The following is a 15,308-nucleotide window of genomic DNA, read 5'->3' as shown; positions in this document are numbered from 1 at the left end:
CTCCGGGGTGCAACGGTTATTTGTAGATGCCCACGCCAACGAGGACATCGTCGGATTTTTCGACATAGGTCGATTTAGACTCGACGGCGTTGCTGACCTTGTTGAACCACTTGTAATCGACCCAGCCCTTGCCCTTGGTCGTGGCGACCTCGATGAAACCCTTGACGATGAAGACACCGTTGGCGTCCTTGATGTCGAGCAGGTTCTTGCCGATCAGGCGGGCGTTGCCGCCGTGTGCCTTGTTCAGTCCTTCCATGTCGTAGACCATGACGTACAGGTCGTTCTGGATGAACTGGCCGCTGGGGTTGTTGAATTCGGCGAACGCCTTTTCCTTGCCGTTTTTCTTGATGAACTCCTTGGCTTTCTTCACCATTGCCACGGCTTCTTCGGCCGTGCCCTTCTCGGCAGCCGCCACGGCGCCGTGGAAACCGGACAGGCAAAGACTCAACAGGACGATCTTGAACAGATTTTTCATGCTGCGCTCGCTTCTAAGTGGGGGAAGGGACGCGGCCTGCTAAAAGGCAATGAAAATGTGCAGGCCGAAATTTATTGCACTGCACCATAGTACCTCTGCCGTGGGGAGGACTCAAGCTCAAATGCGATGCGTGCGGTTTTTTGTCCTTCAGCGGGCGCTGTCGCACTGTCCAGCTTGAGAAGTTGTCAATAACGGACAATCCCGCGTAGAATGCGGGTGACGCGGGTGTAGCTCAATGGTAGAGCAGAAGCTTCCCAAGCTTACGACGAGGGTTCGATTCCCTTCACCCGCTCCATAAGAGAAAAACGGCCTGAATATCACAGTCGTCGTCGCTCCGCAGTTCTAGCCCTGCTCCGCAATTCCTGCATTCCCCCCTCAAAATTCCTTCTTCTGCATGACCAGTCTGCCAAACCATCGCGCTCGGCGTCGTGAGAGCAACCGCAGGCCACTGCAAGAGATGGCTCTCAAATTATTGCTTAGGGTCGCCTCCTGCACCCGATGCATGATTGACTTTGGTTGACAGAATTTCCTAATTTGCGTAGTTTGTCAACTATGGAAAAAGTAAAACTGAACGAAAGAATTCGCCGGGCACGTGTGTCACGGGGCCTCAGTTTGGAAGACGTCGCAGGCAGGATGGGCGACATTAGTAAGCAGGCGCTGAGCAAGTTTGAAAGCGGTCAAAGCGCACCGAACTCGGCAAGGCTCCTGAAACTGGCGAAGGCTTTGGAGGTGAAGCCGGAATATTTCTTCCGGCAAGAGTCGTTCGCTCTTGCGCCGCTAGAGTTCCGAAAGTTGGCGAAAATGCCTAAATACCGACAGGATCAAGTGCGCGAACAAATGCGCGACCACTTGGAACGGTACATTTCCTTAGAGGATTGTTTCGGTGCCTCCATCAAGGTTGGCCTTACTGCTGCACGATCTATTCAGGTAGCGTCAGTGGAGGAAGCGGAGAAGGCTGCTGAACAACTGAGACAGGATTGGAAAGTTGGAGACGATGCGATCGCCAATCTCACCGATCTGCTGGAGAACAATGGTTTCAAGATTGTGCTCTTGGACGTGTCGGATGATTTTGATGGTGCGTGCGCCGCGACTGATGATGAGCAGCATGTGCTCATATCGTTGAACGCAGCTCGTCCAGGTGAGAGGATGCGCTTCACTGCTGCGCATGAACTGGGCCATTGGGTTATGGATCTGCCGGCTTCTATGCCTGAAAAGATCAAGGAGCGTTGCTGCCATAGGTTTGCTGGGGCCTTCCTGTTCCCCGCCGCTCAGGTTCGGGCAGAGTTCGGTGAAATTCAGCGGTCGCGAGTCCATCCGCAGGAGCTACTGAATGCAAAGGCTCTGTATGGCGTTTCAATGCAAGTAGCCATGTATCGCTTGAAGGACCTTGGCTTGCTGAGTGAAGGCGGGTATAAAGCCCTCATTTTCACTATGAATACGAACGGCTGGCGGAAGAGCGAGCCGGGGGCTTTGGTGGCCGAGCGCCCCAGGCGATTCGAGTCCCTGGTGTTTAGGGGCTTGGCAGAAGAATTCTTCACTATATCCAGAGCAGCTGAGTTTCTGCAGCTACCTATCAGCGCACTTGACCCAAAGGTGTACGGAGCGCTGGCGCACGGATGAATTCCATATACATAAGCGACACGAATATCTGGATTGATTTTCGACATGCCGGGTTGCTTGAAGTGTTGTTCACGCTGCCGTTCTCATTGTGCTGCACCGACTTTGTTCTGAGTGAACTGAACGACTTTGATCACGAAGATCTGATTGCTCGCGGATTGCAGGTCAAAGAGCTAGACGAGGAATCCATTGTTGGGCTGACAGATTTGAAAGCTGCGCATAACAATAGCTCGTTAGCTGATGTCTCCTGTTACCACTTGGCAAAGCAGACCGGTTTCCCGTTGTTGACGGGCGACGGCCAATTGCGGAAGCAGGCGGTGAAAGATGGCTTGCAGGTGCACGGCGCACTGTGGTTGCTGGATAGACTGGTCGAGCTTGGTCTGATAACGCCCCAACAAGCGCATGCGAGCCTCACTGCTATGTTGGCCGCGAATGCCCGGTTGCCCAAAGCTGAATGCACAGCGCGCTTGCAAGCCTGGGGACCTGCATAAGAAAGGCCGACAGATTTCGGCTTTCTTTCGATTCCGGTCGGATTTAACGGGCTGGCTCCAGGTCCAGCCAAACCGCGTACTCCAAACGCTTGCCTTGCCAGATTGCGCCGCCGCGTACGGCCGCGTCGCATGATACCGGCTGACCTGCGATCTCCTTGCGCGCCTGCAGCGTGCGGAACGCTTCCGCGTCCTTGGGCGACAGGTAGCCCGTCATGCGACCGGCGACAAATACGGCCACCGGCCTGTCGTCGTAGGGGTTGTGCGGATCCACCGCCAGCACGGCCTGCAAGCGCGTGTCGGCGTTCGCTTCACCGTGCTCGCCCGCCAGTTCGCGCACCGTCGCCTGGTAGCGCGACTCGGCCACCACCTCGGTCAGGAAGCGGCCGCCGTCGGTCCAGTGTTCGGCCGGGGCGCCTGGTTGCGCGGGGAGGTAGCCCGCGCCGGCCGGTTTGTCTTTTGCCAGCGGCGGAGGCGTCCTGAAGCCGTTCTTTATCAGCAGATAGGTGCCAGCCAGGGAGAGCGCCATGATGGCGAGGAGCAGTGCGTCGGTCATGTTCGGTGGCGGCGCGCGTGGCGCCCATGTGGTTCGAGGCCGTATTATCGCAGGCCGGGTGCGGTGGACCGGGGAAAACCGCTTCACGTATAATGGCGGATCGTCCTTTGAATTTGTCCATCCCATGTCTTCCGATACTCCAAACGATAATCCAGCCAACCCAGCGCGTGCCATGCTGTACGACCCGACCGAACACCGCATCCGCAGCTTTGTGACGCGCGCCGGACGCCTGTCCACCGCGCAGGCGCGCGCGCTGGAGGAGTTGGGCCCGAAATTCATGGTGCCTTACGTGAAAGCGCCGCTCGACTTCGAGCAGGCCTTCGGCCGCAAGGCGCCGGTGGTGCTGGAGATCGGTTTCGGCATGGGCGACACCACCTCGCACATCGCGCGCGGCATGCCGGAGAAGGATTTCATCGGCGTGGAAGTGCACACGCCCGGCGTGGGCAGCCTGCTCAAGCAGATTGGCGAACAGGAGCTTGGCAACTTGCGCCTGATCCAGCACGACGCGGTGGAAGTGTTGAACAACATGATCCCGGACGGCTCGCTTGCCGGCGTGCACGTGTTCTTCCCGGACCCCTGGCACAAGGCGCGCCACAACAAGCGCCGTTTGATCCAGGGTCCCTTCGTCAAGCTGCTGACCGAGAAGCTGGCGCCGGGCGGCTACCTGCACTGCGCCACCGACTGGCAGGAATACGCGGAGCAGATGCTGGAAGTGCTGGGCGCCGAGCCTGGCCTGCAGAACACCGCCGAGGGCTACGCGCCGCAGCCGGCCTACCGTCCGCTGACCAAGTTCGAAAACCGCGGCCTGAAGCTGGGCCACGGCGTGTGGGACCTGGTGTTCACCAAGAAGTAAACACGATCTTCCCGCCCACCATGGTCTGAAGCACCTTGGTGTTGGCGATGTCCTCGGCCGGCACTTCCAGGAAGTTCCGGTCCAGGACGATCAGGTCGGCCAGCTTGCCCACCTCCAGCGATCCCGTCTCCTTTTCCTGCCTCAGCGTGTACGCCGCGTTCAGCGTGGCCGCGCGCAGCACGGCAGCACGCCGCATGCCCGGCGCTGCGCCCAGGCGGCCCGCGTACTCCGCGCCCGCGTCCGGCGCGGCGGTGCGGGTCACGCCCACTTTCAAAGCAAACCACATGTCCAGCGGATCGACCGGCCAGTCGCTGCCGTAGGCGATGCGCGCGCCGGCGTCCAGCAGCAGCGATTGCGGTTCGACGATGGCGTAGCGTTCCTTGCCCATGTATTCCTTCAGCGCGCCCACCGTGTCCGGCGCCGGCTTGGCCCACTGGAACGACAGCACGGCCGTTGCATCTAGCTGCTTGAAACGCGGGAAGTCGGCCGGATCGACGATCTCGTCGTGCGCCAGCGCGGGGCGCACGTCCTTGCCTTCCGGCGTGTCGCGCAGCGCCTGCAGCGCGTCCAGCGCGTCGCGCACCGCGCCGTCGCCGTCGGTGTGGATGTGCGGGTCGATGCGGGCCTTGGCCAGCGCGGACAGGGTGGCCTTCAGCAGCGCCGGGGCGAAGTAGCTGTCCGGGCCCTTGTTGGCGCCGGGCGCCCAGCGCGGCTCTTGCTGCGTGCCCTGGTTCGTGTAGTAGGGTGCGAGCATGGCGCCGGTGAAGGCGGGAGCGGAGATCACGCCATCCATGAACAGCTTGGCGTGCCGTACCTGCATGGACGGCTCCACCCGCGTCGCGCCCTGGTCGAATCGCCTGGCGAGCTTGCGCGCTTCCCGGATGCCCTTGCCGGACAGGGCATCCTTCGGATCGATCAGCACCGCGAAGTGGGCGCGCGCGGTGAGCTTGCCCTGCTTGTGCAGTTGCGAGAAAGCGGTCAGCGTTTCGGGGTCGGTATAGGCGTCGAGGAAGGTGGTGATGCCTTGCTTGCGCATCGCGGCCAGCGCCGCGCTGGAGGCGGCCAGGTTCTGCTTCGGCGTGAGCGGCGGCAGTAAATTCATCGCCATGTCTTGCGCCGCGTCCTCCAGGATGCCGGTGGCGTTGCCGGCCGCGTCGCGCGCGATCTTGCCGCCTTCCGGGTCGGGGGTATCGCGTTTCACGCCGGCCAGCTGCATGCCCCTGGTGTTGAGCAGGACCGAGTGGCCGAAGGAGGAGCGCACGATGACGGGGCGGCTGGTCTTCAGGCTGTCCAGCGTGGCGCTGGCGGTGTCCACGCCGTCGGGCAGCATGCCTTGCTGGAACCAGTTGACGACCAGCAGCCAGCGCTTGGGATCGGGGTTCTTGTCCTTGTCCAGGCAGGCCTGGATGCGCGCCTGGAACTGCGGGACGGTCAGCGATTCGTAATCCAGACTGCAGCTGAGCAGGCGCGCGCCGCCGGACTGCGGATGCATGTGGCCATCGATCAGGCCGGGCATCAGCATGCGGCCTTGCAGGTCGATCACGCGGGTCTTGCCGCCGGTGTGGGCTTGCGCGCCCGCGTTGTCGCCGACGTAGACGATGCGGCCGGCGCGCACGGCGAGCGCCTGCTGCACGCTGTCCTGCGCATCGACCGTGTAGACATAGCCGTTGCGGTAGACCGTGTCCGCCGGCGCCGCGTGGGCGGCCGCCGCCAGCAGCAGGGATGTCAAAGCGATTGCGGTTCGGGCCATGCACAGTCTCCTCTTGGCCGCGCCGTCCGAAGCCGGTGGCGCGGTAAGGAATGATACTGTGGAATTGCCCGCGCCGACCGGCGTGTTCCGGCCAGTGTCCCGATCAGTGTCCCGATCAGCGTCGCGGCGGTGCCGCTGCGGCCGGCTGCAAGGTGCGCAGATAGGCGATCAGGTCGGCGCGGGCCTGGGCATCGGCTACCGAGTAATTCATCGCCTGGCCCGGCACCAGCTTTTCCGGATCGCTCAGCCAGCGGTCCAGCGTGCCGGCGTCCCATACGATGCCGGAGCGCTTCAATGCCGGGCTGTAGGCGAAGTCCGCGACCGATCCCGCCTTGCGTCCGAACACGCCCCGGTGCGCCGGTCCTGCCATGCTGACGTCGGCCGAATGGCAGGCCATGCAGTGCGCGCTGTAGAGCTGTTTGCCCCGGACGGCGTCGCCCCCGGCCTTGGCCGGCGCTGGCGGCGCGGCGCACACGGCCAGCAGCATGCAGGCTAGAAGTCTGTTCATGCCCCGAACATCATGGGTTTCGGCAGCGGCAGACCGAGCGCCTGGTTGAGGGTGGTCCAGTGCGAGACTTCGTCCGCCGCCAGCCGGGCCGCAACCTTGGCGTAGGCGTGATCCTTGAAGGTCGGAATCACACCCAGGTAGGCGTTGGTCGCGCCCAGTTCCAGGGAAGCGGCCAGCGTCAGCACGTCCGACTGATTGCGCAGCGTGTTGGCGTTCAGCGCGGTCGCATAGGCCTCCAGCGATTTCTCTTCGACCGGCTTGCCGCCGAGCTTGCGGATCGCGTCGATCAGCAGGTCGCGGTGCACCTTGTGGTCGGCCTGGAACTTGAGCGCGATATCGAGCACCGGCTTTTGCAGCAGTCCGCTCTTGGCGCCCAGCGTATAGGCGTTGATGCCCTGGTGCTCCAGGCCTAGTGCGACATTGAGGATGCCGGCATCGGCGGCCGCGTCGCCCTGGCTGGCGGCCTGCGCGCCATGGCCTGCAAGCAGCAGCACCGCGCCGGTGGACAGCATGGCCGCGCTGCTGTTGCGCAGGAAGGAACGGCGGGGAAGGGTTTGTATGGTTTGCATGGTGTGCTCCTGGCTAGTGGGTGGTGGTTGATGAACATAAGAATAATCAATTTAAAATACTTTGTACAGTTTTATATGTTTTAAGTTGGTAAAGTTGTTCATGCGGTAAAATGGAGCTTGGACATTGGAGGGCATCATGCTGGACATGCTGGGTGACAGGCAGAAGGACTTGCTGCGGCTGCTGCAGAAAAACAAGGCGGGGATCACGGTGGAACAGATCTCGGACGGGCTCGCGATCACGCGCAGCGCGGTGCGCCAGCACATCGCGGCGCTGGAAAACGAGGGGCTGGTCGGCAAGGGCACGAGCCGGGCCACGCGCGGCCGGCCGGAGCAGCTATACGTGCTGACGGACAAGGGGCGAGAGTGCTTTCCGCGCCACTATGTCTGGTTCGCGCAGTTGCTGATCGAGTCGATCCAGCGCGAGGTGGGCGCGGACGGCATGGGGGAGCGCTTCGAGGCGATGGGAACGCAGGTTGGCCAGCAATTGCGCGCGCAGCTGGCCGGTGCGTCGCAACCGGCGGAGCGCCTGCGGCAATTGTCCGGCCTGATGCAGGAGCTGGGCTATGACGCCAGCGTGCAGGGCGGCCCGGACGCGAACCTGATCGAAGCCGACAATTGCGTCTTCCACAATCTGGCGGCCGCCAATCCCCATATCTGCAAATTCGACCTGGCGCTGATGTCGGCCTTCACCGAAGGCGACGTGGAGCACCAGGAATGCATGGCGATCGGCGGCCAGGTGTGCCGTTTCAAGTTCAGGCAGCCTTAGATTCCGGTCGCGGGCTTGCCCGCACCCAGCGCCGGCCACGACGGCATGAAGGCCAGCAGGTTGCCCGCCAGGACCAGCGCCAGGCCGCAGAAGGCCAGTGCGGTCCAGTGATAGCCCTCGTACAAGGTGGACGCGGTGAGCGCCACGATGGGAAACAGCACGGTGGAATAGGCCGCGCGGTCCGGGCCGATGCGGCCCACCAGCAACAGGTAGGCGGTGAAGGCCACCACCGAGCCGGGGATGGCGAGGTAGAGCAGCGAGCCGGCGTAGCGGGTGGACGATTCCCAGGTGAACGGCATGCCCAGCGCCAGGGCGCCCAGGGTGAGGATGGTGGCGCCTACCATCATGGCCCAGACATTGGTCAGCCAGGGCGCCAGGCCGAGCGACTGCATGCGGCTCGACAGCAGGTTGCCGGTCGAGAAGCACAGGGTGCCGAGCAGGGCCAGGCCCAGGCCGGCCAGCATGCCGCCGTCGTTCCAGTGGCCGGCCATCTGCGGCAGGAACAGCAAGGCGATGCCGCACAATCCCAGCAGCGCGCCGCCGACCACTTGCGGGCGCAGCGCGCGGCCGAGGAACAGGCGCCCGTTGAGCGCGTTCCAGATCGGCGCGGTGGAGAACACCACCGCCACCAGGCCGCTCGGCACCCACTGGCTGGCGTAATAAAAGCACAGGAAATTGCAGCAGAACAGGGCCAGGCCCTGCGCCACCAGGTAGCGCCACGCCTGGCGCGGCGGCCACACCTTCTTGCGCGTGGCGAGCAGGAACAGCAGTAGCACCGCCGCCGCGATCCAGAAGCGGTAGGCGATCGACACGGGCGCCGGCACCACGCCGAGCTGGAATTTGATGGCGATCCAGGTGGTGCCCCAGATCAGGACGGTCAGCAGATAGAGAAAGATATTCATGGCGGTGCCTGGTTGAGTATGAGCTTGCATCTTGAGCGGCGCGCGCCGGCCGCGCTTGTCCCATCTTGCGCAATTTCACCCACGAGCCCGGCTCGGCGTCCCCGTCAGATCCCTCGTAGACAATCCATGCACTTGCGGACTGTCTACCTGGGGACTCGGCGTTCCCGTCAAAGCCCTGGTAGAAACCGGGCTGGGCGGTTGATTGTCTGATCTTGCGCAAAATTTGGCGGGCGGCGGCGGGCTCGATGGGGGCGTGCTAGACTTTTCGCATGGCTACCACTTCCCGTCCCGCTATCGATACCGCCGCGCCGCCCGGCGCGGAGGCGTTGTCGCATGCGGTTTTCAGGACTATGTCGAACACCGATGCAACCCTGGAACGCTTCGCCTGGCTGGGCGATGGCTTGGCCGCCGCCATCTGGCAGCGTGAGACGGACGAGGAAGTGACCGCTTACTTGCAGCCGGGCCACCATACTTTTTCGTGCTATCTGGGCGGGGGCTACCGCACCGAGCGCGGCGGGGCCGGCGTCGCGCCGGGGCAGTACGGGGCGCCGAAGCGGCTATGCACCTTGCCGGACTGGCACGAGTCGCACTGGCTGGTGCGCGACAAGCTGCGCCTGCTGCACGTGTACTTCATGCCGCAGCATTTCACGCAGCGCGCCGTCGTCGAACTGGACCGGGAGCCGCGCGAGCTGACCCTGGCCGACCGTACCTATTTCGAGCACCCGCGCCTGGTGCAGCTGTGCGATGCATTGGTGGCGACGTCTTGGGAGGGAAGCGACGGACTGCTGCGCGCCAATGAAATCACGCATGAAACGCTGAGTGAGCTGCTGCGCTCGCAAGCCATGGTGGATCCGGGCGCCCGCCTGCGCGGCGGACTGGCGCCGGTGGTGCGGCGCAGGCTGGCGGAGTATATCGACGCCCATCTGGCCGACACCATCACGCTGGGCATGCTGGCACAGCTGGCCTGCATGTCCGAGTTCCACTTGGCGCGCATGTTCAGGGTGTCGTTCGGGATGCCGCCGTCGGCGTGGGTGGCGCAGCGCAGGCTGGACCGAGCGCGCAGCATGCTGCGCGAGACCGCGCTGCCGCTGCAGCAGGTGGCGGACGCTTGCGGCTACGCGGACCTGAGCCATTTCAGCCACCGCTTCCGCGCCGCGGTCGGCGCGCCGCCGGGGCGTTACCGGCAGATTGTGGGGTAGGCTGGTAGCGGGACGTGCGGCGCGGTAGCGCAGTCCGCCGGAGCCGCCGCGCCGCCGTGTGGCGGATTACGCTGCGTTAATCCGCCCTACGGGCCTCCACCGATTTGTCGTTCCCGCGCACGCGGGAATCCATGCTGCGCGTCTAAGCATGCGACGTATGGGTTCCCGCTTATTCGAGAACGACAGGTATTTCGAGGTCCCCTTCGGCCGTTACAGCATCTCGGCGATCAGGGCGACGATTTCCTCGCCGTAGGATGCGAGCTTCTTTTCGCCCACGCCGCTGATGCCGCGCATGTCGTCCAGCGACATCGGCTGCGCCTTGGCGATCTCGCGCAGGGTGGCGTCGACGAAAATCACGTAGGCCGGCACGCTGTGCGCGCGCGCCGTCTCGACCCGCCACCAGCGCAGCTTGTCGAAGATGGCTTGTTCCTTGCCCGACAGTTCGGTCTCCGCGTAGCCCTTGGCGGCGGCCGCCGTCGAGCGCTTCTGCTTGACCGGCTTCTGGTACTGCCGCAGTTGCACTTTTTGCCCGCCCTTGAGCACAGGACGCGCGGCGTCGGTCAGCTTGAGCGAGCTGTATTGTTCGTGGTCCACCGTCACCAGCCCGAGCGCGATCAGCTGGCGCAGGATGGCGCGCCATTCCTGCTCGCTGCGGTCGGCGCCGATGCCGAACACGGACAGGGAATCGTGGTGCCAGGTCTTGATGCGCTCCGTCTCCACGCCGCGCAGCACTTCGATCACGTGCCCGGCGGCGAAGCGCTGGTCGACGCGGTAGATGGCCGACAGCAGCTTTTGCGCCGGCACCGAGCCGTCGAAGGACACGGGCGGGATCAAGCAGGTGTCGCAGTTGCCGCAGGGCGTGGCCTGCTCGCCGAAATACTCCAGCAGCCGCATGCGCCGGCAGCTCAGCGTTTCGCACAGGCCCAGCATGGCGTCCAGCTTCATGCCCAGCACGCGCTTGAAGGTCTCGTCGGCTTCCGACTCGTCTATCATGCGCCGCTGCAGCACCACGTCCTGCAGGCCGTAGGCCATCCAGGCGCTGGCAGGGGCGCCGTCGCGGCCGGCGCGGCCGGTCTCCTGGTAGTAGCCCTCGATCGACTTGGGCAGGTCCAGGTGGCACACGAAGCGCACGTCCGGCTTGTCGATGCCCATGCCGAAGGCGATGGTGGCGCACATGACGATGCTGTCCTCGCGCAGGAAGCGCGACTGGTTGGCCGAGCGCTTGGCGTGGTCCATGCCGGCGTGGTAGGCCATGGCGCGGATGCCGTTCTCGCACAGGAATTCGGCGGTCTCCTCGACCTTTTTGCGCGACAGGCAGTAGACGATGCCGGAGTCGCCGGCGTGCTCGGCGGTGATGTAGTCGAGCAGTTGCTTGCGGCCGTTGGCCTTCTCGACGATCTGGTAGCGGATGTTGGGGCGGTCGAAGGAGGACACGAACTGCATCGCGTCCTCCAGCTTCAGGCGCTGGACGATCTCGGCGCGGGTCTGCTGGTCGGCCGTGGCCGTGAGCGCGATGCGCGGCACGTTGGGGAACTGCTCGTGCAGGATCGACAGCTTGATGTACTCGGGCCGGAAGTCGTGGCCCCACTGCGACACGCAGTGCGCCTCGTCGATCGCGAACAGGGCGATATTGGACGCCTGCAGCAGCTCGAAGCAGCGCTGCGTCATCAGGCGCTCGGGCGCCACGTACACCAGGTCGATCTGGCCGGTGCGCACCAGGCGTTCGATGCGGCTCGCTTCCTCGTAGGTCTGGGTCGAGTTCAGGAAGGCGGCGCGCACGCCGACCTCGGCCAGCGCGTCGACCTGGTCCTGCATCAGCGCGATCAGCGGCGAGATCACCACGCCGACGCCATCGCGCACCATGGCGGGAATCTGGTAGCACAGCGACTTGCCGCCGCCGGTGGGCATCAGGACCAGCGCGTCGCCGCCGTTGCTGACGTGGTCGACAATGTCGGCCTGCTGTCCGCGGAAGGCTGGGTAGCCGAATACGGTCTGGAGCAGGTTGAGGGCGCGTTCGCTGGTGTCCTGATTGGTCATTTCTCTAACTTAGTCGGCCCAGACTACCAGGCCGGAATAGGCGCTGGCGATTACCACCAGTCCGAATATGATGCGATACCACGCAAAAATTGTGAAGTCGTGCGAACTGATATAACGCAACAACCAGCGCACGCACAGGAAGGCCGACACGAAGGCGGCCAGCATGCCCAGGCCGAACATCGGCAGATCGGCCGCCGACAGCAGCGCGCGTTCCTTGTACAGCGAGTATACCGTGGCCGACAGCAGCAAGGGAATGGCGAGGAAGAAGGAAAATTCCGTGGCCGCCTTGCGCGACAGGCCGAACATCATGCCGCCGATAATGGTGGCGCCCGAGCGGCTGGTGCCGGGAATGAGCGCGAACGCCTGGGCGCAACCGACTTTCACGGCGTCCATCAGCGTCATGTCGTCCACGCTCTCGACCCGCACCGCGGCCGGGTTGGCCTTGGCGCGCTTTTCCACCCACAGGATGACGAAGCCGCCGACAATGAAGGCGGCCGCCACCGGGATCGGGTGGAACAGATAGGCCTTGATGCTCTTGTTGAACAGGATGCCGAGCATGCCGGCCGGCAGCGAGCCGGCGATCACGTTGACGATGAAGCGCTGCGCCTTGGCGTCGCTGAACATGCCCGACAGCACCGCGGCGATGCGCGCGCGGTATTCCCACATAACGGCGACAATGGCGCCGGCCTGGATCACGATCTCGAACACTTTGACCTTCTCGCCGACAAAGTTGAGCAGGCTGCCAGCCAGGATCAGGTGGCCGGTGGAGGAAATCGGCAGGAATTCGGTGAAACCTTCAACCAGGCCCATGATGATGGCCTGCAACGCGAGAGTGATGTCCATAGGTCGTGTGTGATGTCGTGGTGGAAAGAGTGGCGCGAAAGCGGCGTCGAAGCTTACCATGGCCCGGCCCGGTTCTTGTGTAGCGGACGCAGGCGGACGGCATTTTACCCTGCCGGCCGGGATATACCCGGTATGGCCAATTTTTAGTTGCTTAACTAACCACTATTTAGCTATGCTGGAGCGGACCCCGGCGCGGCATACTGACCGGCCGGACAACAAGGAGAGCCTGCATGGACTATGTGAATCTCGGCCGCACCGGCCTGAAAGTGTCGCGCCTGGCGCTGGGCTGCATGACCTACGGCGTACCCGAGCGCGGCGGCCACGCATGGACGCTGGACGAGGAGCAAAGCCGTCCCGTCATCCGCCACGCGCTGGAGGCCGGCATCAACTTCTTCGACACCGCCAATTCCTATTCGGACGGCACCAGCGAAGAAATCACCGGCCGCGCGCTGCGCGACTTCGCCCGCCGCGAGGAAGTGGTGATCGCCACCAAGGTCTACTTCCCGCAGGGCAAGGGACCGAACCAGCGCGGCCTGTCGCGCAAGGCGCTGATGGCCGAAATCGACAACAGCCTGCGCCGCCTCGGCACCGACTATATCGACCTGTACCAGATCCACCGCTGGGACTACGCCACGCCGATCGAGGAAACGCTGGAGGCGTTGCACGACATCGTCAAGGCCGGCAAGGCGCGCTACATCGGCGCCTCGTCGATGTACGCCTGGCAGTTCGCCAAGGCGCTGTACACGGCCGACCGGCACGGCTGGACCCGTTTCGCCACCATGCAGAACCAGCTCAACCTGATCAACCGCGAGGAAGAGCGCGAAATGCTGCCGCTGTGCGTGGCCGAGGGCATAGGCGTGGTTCCGTGGAGCCCGATGGCGCGCGGCCGCTTGACGCGCGACTGGGCCGAGGCCAGCCACCGCTCCGACACCGATCTGATCGCCAAGGAGATGTACACCGCGACCGAGGCCTCGGACCGGCTGGTGGCCGAGCGCGTCAAGCAGGTGGCAGAGGCGCGCGGCATTCCGCGCGCCCAGGTGGCGCTGGCCTGGGTGCTGCAGCAGCCGGCCGTCACCGCCCCCATCGTCGGCGCCGCCAAGTTCTCCCACGTGGACGACGCGGTGCAGGCGCTGCAAGTGCGCCTGACGGCCGACGAGCTGCGCCTGCTGGAATCGGCCTACGTGCCGCATCCGGTGGCGGGCTTCAACTAGGGTTCGCTTGCGTTCAGTGGACAGTGGGGTATAGTGTGGTTATGTAAAGTCCACTGTAAAGCGGGGATGTGATGAGTAGGAAAATGAGGCAGGCGCCTGTTTATTTTGTCATAGCGCAGGTGAGGCACAATTCCGTCTTGATGCTGGACTCTTATATCCCAGAGATCCAAGACCGGATGCGCCTGGCTGGCTATCCCGATCACCGTCCCGGAAAATCCCTGATTGTCAATTTAACGGGGCCAAACGGCGAGGCTGGCGCTCACAGGCAGACAGAGCGGCATTCGTTTCTCGACCGGGATTGTTCGCATGGTTTCATTGTTGAGCACGATGGTTTGTCGTTTCAGACCACCGATTACGACACCTTCGAGACATTTTCTTCCGCATTTTTCTCGGGGCTTGAGATTGTCCATTCGATCCTGTCGCTTGATTATTCGGACCGGCTTGGCATGCGTTACCTTGATGCGGTGGTTCCGAACGAGAGTGAGCCGGACTTGAAGCGTTACCTCACACCGGGGGTGCTCGGCTTGCACGGTCGTTTGCCGGGCAATGCACCGATTGCCTTATCGTTGTCTGAGACTCACGTGCCAATGGATGGCGCATATCTATTGTCAAGGACGATCGTTCGAAATGGGCAGTTGGGGTTCCCTGGTGACTTGGAACCCCAAGGTTGGATTGTCCCTGACCGGTTCCGGGAAATAGATGGTCTGCATGCCATTATCGACACGGACGCTTCGCAAGCTGGGCGCGAGGATTTTAACGTGGAACAATTACGCCTCCGCTTGGAGGCTTTGCACAGCAAAGTACATTTGGCGTTCCAAGCGAGCGTTACCGACGTCGCTTTGAATGCCTGGGGCTGACGGGAGGACTTATGTCTGCGATGGAAAACGCCGCACAGGCGAAACGAGTTTCGGGTCATCAAGCCTACATTCATCTGAGCCAAGACAGCTTGGGACTGGAGAAAGTCTACGCACCTTATGTTTATGCAGGTACCGGAACCTCAGTGAGCCCTGCTAGCGAAGGTGCGGTTCCGATACGCACGACGTCAAATCCGGCAAGGAATCATTACAAATCAGTATTGACGAGTCCGTCTCAGGCGCTGGTGCTGCATCCGACTCCAGCGCAAAACCTCATGCTTATCCGTGAAGTGTTGAAACCTAGCGTGTTGGAATTGGCCAGTCTCTTCGGCGTTTCACGGCAAGCAGTCCACGCTTGGCAAACTGGCGCGCAGCCGAACGCGGAGTCTGAAGAAAAATTGGCAGTGCTTGCCCAAGCGGCAAAAGTTTTCGCAGACTCTGGCGTTACAGTCGATGCCCAGACCTTGCACCGCAAGGTAGGCGGCAGTGAAACCTTGTTGAGGGCCGTCTTGACGGGGGCAGACGCCATTCAGCTTGCGCGCGCTTTGGTCGAGACTCTGAGAAGAGAGGGCAGTCAACGTGCTCAATTGAGCCGTCAGTTGGCCGGTCGTGCTCCGCCGCCTGTGCGGGTGGACGACTACGGTAGCCCCGCACTTCCAAGTGATGACTAGCTTCTCCGG

Annotated in this window: 16 protein-coding genes and 1 tRNA gene; 9 read left to right on the top strand and 8 right to left on the bottom strand. The window is 63.0% G+C overall.

All coding sequences use genetic code 11. The features are described from left to right. Positions 1-16 precede the first annotated feature (16 nt). On the bottom strand, positions 17-475 hold the full coding sequence (locus tag ACSQ8Y_RS21925; protein ID WP_436268538.1) for a cache domain-containing protein: 459 nt from the start codon (positions 473-475) through the stop codon (positions 17-19). A 221-nt stretch (positions 476-696) separates the two neighbouring features. On the opposite strand from ACSQ8Y_RS21925, the gene ACSQ8Y_RS21920 reads away from it, so the two are divergent. From ACSQ8Y_RS21920 to ACSQ8Y_RS21910, 3 genes are all read left to right on the top strand, one after another. After that, positions 697-770: transfer RNA gene (locus ACSQ8Y_RS21920), tRNA-Gly, on the top strand. Positions 771-1,027: 257 nt separating this feature from the next. Beyond that, positions 1,028-2,095 (top strand): helix-turn-helix domain-containing protein, encoded by a 1,068-nt coding sequence (locus tag ACSQ8Y_RS21915; protein WP_436268537.1) that lies wholly within the window; start codon positions 1,028-1,030, stop codon positions 2,093-2,095. Beyond that, on the top strand, positions 2,092-2,583 hold the full coding sequence (locus ACSQ8Y_RS21910) for a PIN domain-containing protein (protein ID WP_436268536.1): 492 nt from the start codon (positions 2,092-2,094) through the stop codon (positions 2,581-2,583). Before ACSQ8Y_RS21915 ends, ACSQ8Y_RS21910 begins: the two co-directional genes overlap by 4 nt. A gap of 43 nt (positions 2,584-2,626) precedes the next feature. Here the strand turns inward: ACSQ8Y_RS21910 and ACSQ8Y_RS21905 are convergent, their stop codons facing one another. Next, positions 2,627-3,136 carry a hypothetical protein gene (locus ACSQ8Y_RS21905; protein WP_436268535.1) on the bottom strand — a complete coding sequence of 170 codons (510 nt, stop codon included), beginning with the start codon at positions 3,134-3,136 and terminating at the stop codon, positions 2,627-2,629. 172 nt (positions 3,137-3,308) lie between these two features. On the opposite strand from ACSQ8Y_RS21905, the gene trmB reads away from it, so the two are divergent. Then, on the top strand, positions 3,309-3,989 hold the full coding sequence (gene trmB, locus ACSQ8Y_RS21900) for a tRNA (guanosine(46)-N7)-methyltransferase TrmB (RefSeq protein ID WP_436268534.1): 681 nt from the start codon (positions 3,309-3,311) through the stop codon (positions 3,987-3,989). On the opposite strand, the gene ACSQ8Y_RS21895 is transcribed toward trmB, so the two are convergent. The 3 genes from ACSQ8Y_RS21895 to ACSQ8Y_RS21885 all read right to left on the bottom strand — a co-directional run bounded on the left by ACSQ8Y_RS21895 (position 3,976) and on the right by ACSQ8Y_RS21885 (position 6,816). Beyond that, positions 3,976-5,739 (bottom strand): amidohydrolase, encoded by a 1,764-nt coding sequence (locus ACSQ8Y_RS21895; RefSeq protein WP_436268533.1) that lies wholly within the window; start codon positions 5,737-5,739, stop codon positions 3,976-3,978. The genes trmB and ACSQ8Y_RS21895 overlap by 14 nt on opposite strands. A 115-nt stretch (positions 5,740-5,854) precedes the next feature. Beyond that, positions 5,855-6,247 (bottom strand): c-type cytochrome, encoded by a 393-nt coding sequence (locus ACSQ8Y_RS21890; protein WP_436268532.1) that lies wholly within the window; start codon positions 6,245-6,247, stop codon positions 5,855-5,857. Then, positions 6,244-6,816 carry a ferritin-like domain-containing protein gene (locus ACSQ8Y_RS21885; protein WP_436268531.1) on the bottom strand — a complete coding sequence of 191 codons (573 nt, stop codon included), beginning with the start codon at positions 6,814-6,816 and terminating at the stop codon, positions 6,244-6,246. The genes ACSQ8Y_RS21890 and ACSQ8Y_RS21885 overlap by 4 nt, the downstream gene beginning before the upstream one ends. A gap of 136 nt (positions 6,817-6,952) precedes the next feature. Here ACSQ8Y_RS21885 and ACSQ8Y_RS21880 point away from each other — a divergent pair, with 136 nt between their 5' ends. Beyond that, positions 6,953-7,582: a helix-turn-helix transcriptional regulator gene (locus tag ACSQ8Y_RS21880; RefSeq protein ID WP_436268530.1), complete on the top strand. Its 630-nt coding sequence runs from the start codon at positions 6,953-6,955 to the stop codon at positions 7,580-7,582. On the opposite strand, the gene ACSQ8Y_RS21875 is transcribed toward ACSQ8Y_RS21880, so the two are convergent. Next, on the bottom strand, positions 7,579-8,484 hold the full coding sequence (locus tag ACSQ8Y_RS21875; protein WP_436268529.1) for a DMT family transporter: 906 nt from the start codon (positions 8,482-8,484) through the stop codon (positions 7,579-7,581). The two genes, ACSQ8Y_RS21880 and ACSQ8Y_RS21875, sit on opposite strands and share 4 nt — an antisense overlap. Before the next feature lie 269 nt (positions 8,485-8,753). Here ACSQ8Y_RS21875 and ACSQ8Y_RS21870 point away from each other — a divergent pair, with 269 nt between their 5' ends. Then, complete coding sequence (locus ACSQ8Y_RS21870) at positions 8,754-9,683, top strand: helix-turn-helix domain-containing protein (protein WP_436268528.1); 930 nt, start codon at positions 8,754-8,756, stop codon at positions 9,681-9,683. A gap of 210 nt (positions 9,684-9,893) precedes the next feature. On the opposite strand, the gene recQ is transcribed toward ACSQ8Y_RS21870, so the two are convergent. Then, positions 9,894-11,720: a DNA helicase RecQ gene (gene recQ / locus ACSQ8Y_RS21865; RefSeq protein ID WP_436268527.1), complete on the bottom strand. Its 1,827-nt coding sequence runs from the start codon at positions 11,718-11,720 to the stop codon at positions 9,894-9,896. A 9-nt stretch (positions 11,721-11,729) separates the two neighbouring features. After that, positions 11,730-12,563, bottom strand: a complete 834-nt coding sequence (locus ACSQ8Y_RS21860; RefSeq protein ID WP_436268526.1) for an undecaprenyl-diphosphate phosphatase — start codon at positions 12,561-12,563, stop codon at positions 11,730-11,732. A gap of 230 nt (positions 12,564-12,793) precedes the next feature. On the opposite strand from ACSQ8Y_RS21860, the gene ACSQ8Y_RS21855 reads away from it, so the two are divergent. The 3 genes from ACSQ8Y_RS21855 to ACSQ8Y_RS21845 all read left to right on the top strand — a co-directional run bounded on the left by ACSQ8Y_RS21855 (position 12,794) and on the right by ACSQ8Y_RS21845 (position 15,299). After that, on the top strand, positions 12,794-13,774 hold the full coding sequence (locus tag ACSQ8Y_RS21855) for an aldo/keto reductase (RefSeq protein WP_436268525.1): 981 nt from the start codon (positions 12,794-12,796) through the stop codon (positions 13,772-13,774). A gap of 83 nt (positions 13,775-13,857) precedes the next feature. Beyond that, positions 13,858-14,631 (top strand): TIGR04255 family protein, encoded by a 774-nt coding sequence (locus tag ACSQ8Y_RS21850; RefSeq protein ID WP_436268524.1) that lies wholly within the window; start codon positions 13,858-13,860, stop codon positions 14,629-14,631. Positions 14,632-14,642: 11 nt separating this feature from the next. Continuing rightward, positions 14,643-15,299 (top strand): hypothetical protein, encoded by a 657-nt coding sequence (locus ACSQ8Y_RS21845; RefSeq protein WP_436268523.1) that lies wholly within the window; start codon positions 14,643-14,645, stop codon positions 15,297-15,299. Positions 15,300-15,308 lie beyond the last annotated feature (9 nt).

The sequence above is a fragment of the Pseudoduganella sp. LjRoot289 genome, assembly GCF_964252925.1.
Lineage (GTDB): Bacteria > Pseudomonadota > Gammaproteobacteria > Burkholderiales > Burkholderiaceae_D > Rugamonas.
Note: the sequence above shows the minus strand (reverse complement) of the source record. Positions and strands in the feature narration are given on the sequence as shown.

Excerpts from the sequence above, each read along its gene's own strand:
- ACSQ8Y_RS21855 (WP_436268525.1), top strand. The coding sequence starts at position 12,794 with ATGGACTATGTGAATCTCGGCCGCACCGGCCTGAAAGTGTCGCGCCTG.
- ACSQ8Y_RS21850 (WP_436268524.1), top strand. The coding sequence starts at position 13,858 with ATGAGGCAGGCGCCTGTTTATTTTGTCATAGCGCAGGTGAGGCACAAT.
- ACSQ8Y_RS21905 (WP_436268535.1), bottom strand. The coding sequence starts at position 3,136 with ATGACCGACGCACTGCTCCTCGCCATCATGGCGCTCTCCCTGGCTGGC.
- ACSQ8Y_RS21845 (WP_436268523.1), top strand. The coding sequence starts at position 14,643 with ATGTCTGCGATGGAAAACGCCGCACAGGCGAAACGAGTTTCGGGTCAT.
- ACSQ8Y_RS21895 (WP_436268533.1), bottom strand. The coding sequence starts at position 5,739 with ATGGCCCGAACCGCAATCGCTTTGACATCCCTGCTGCTGGCGGCGGCC.
- ACSQ8Y_RS21875 (WP_436268529.1), bottom strand. The coding sequence starts at position 8,484 with ATGAATATCTTTCTCTATCTGCTGACCGTCCTGATCTGGGGCACCACC.
- ACSQ8Y_RS21925 (WP_436268538.1), bottom strand. The coding sequence starts at position 475 with ATGAAAAATCTGTTCAAGATCGTCCTGTTGAGTCTTTGCCTGTCCGGT.
- ACSQ8Y_RS21910 (WP_436268536.1), top strand. The coding sequence starts at position 2,092 with ATGAATTCCATATACATAAGCGACACGAATATCTGGATTGATTTTCGA.
- ACSQ8Y_RS21915 (WP_436268537.1), top strand. The coding sequence starts at position 1,028 with ATGGAAAAAGTAAAACTGAACGAAAGAATTCGCCGGGCACGTGTGTCA.
- ACSQ8Y_RS21880 (WP_436268530.1), top strand. The coding sequence starts at position 6,953 with ATGCTGGACATGCTGGGTGACAGGCAGAAGGACTTGCTGCGGCTGCTG.
- ACSQ8Y_RS21885 (WP_436268531.1), bottom strand. The coding sequence starts at position 6,816 with ATGCAAACCATACAAACCCTTCCCCGCCGTTCCTTCCTGCGCAACAGC.
- recQ (WP_436268527.1), bottom strand. The coding sequence starts at position 11,720 with ATGACCAATCAGGACACCAGCGAACGCGCCCTCAACCTGCTCCAGACC.
- ACSQ8Y_RS21870 (WP_436268528.1), top strand. The coding sequence starts at position 8,754 with ATGGCTACCACTTCCCGTCCCGCTATCGATACCGCCGCGCCGCCCGGC.
- ACSQ8Y_RS21860 (WP_436268526.1), bottom strand. The coding sequence starts at position 12,563 with ATGGACATCACTCTCGCGTTGCAGGCCATCATCATGGGCCTGGTTGAA.
- ACSQ8Y_RS21890 (WP_436268532.1), bottom strand. The coding sequence starts at position 6,247 with ATGAACAGACTTCTAGCCTGCATGCTGCTGGCCGTGTGCGCCGCGCCG.
- trmB (WP_436268534.1), top strand. The coding sequence starts at position 3,309 with ATGCTGTACGACCCGACCGAACACCGCATCCGCAGCTTTGTGACGCGC.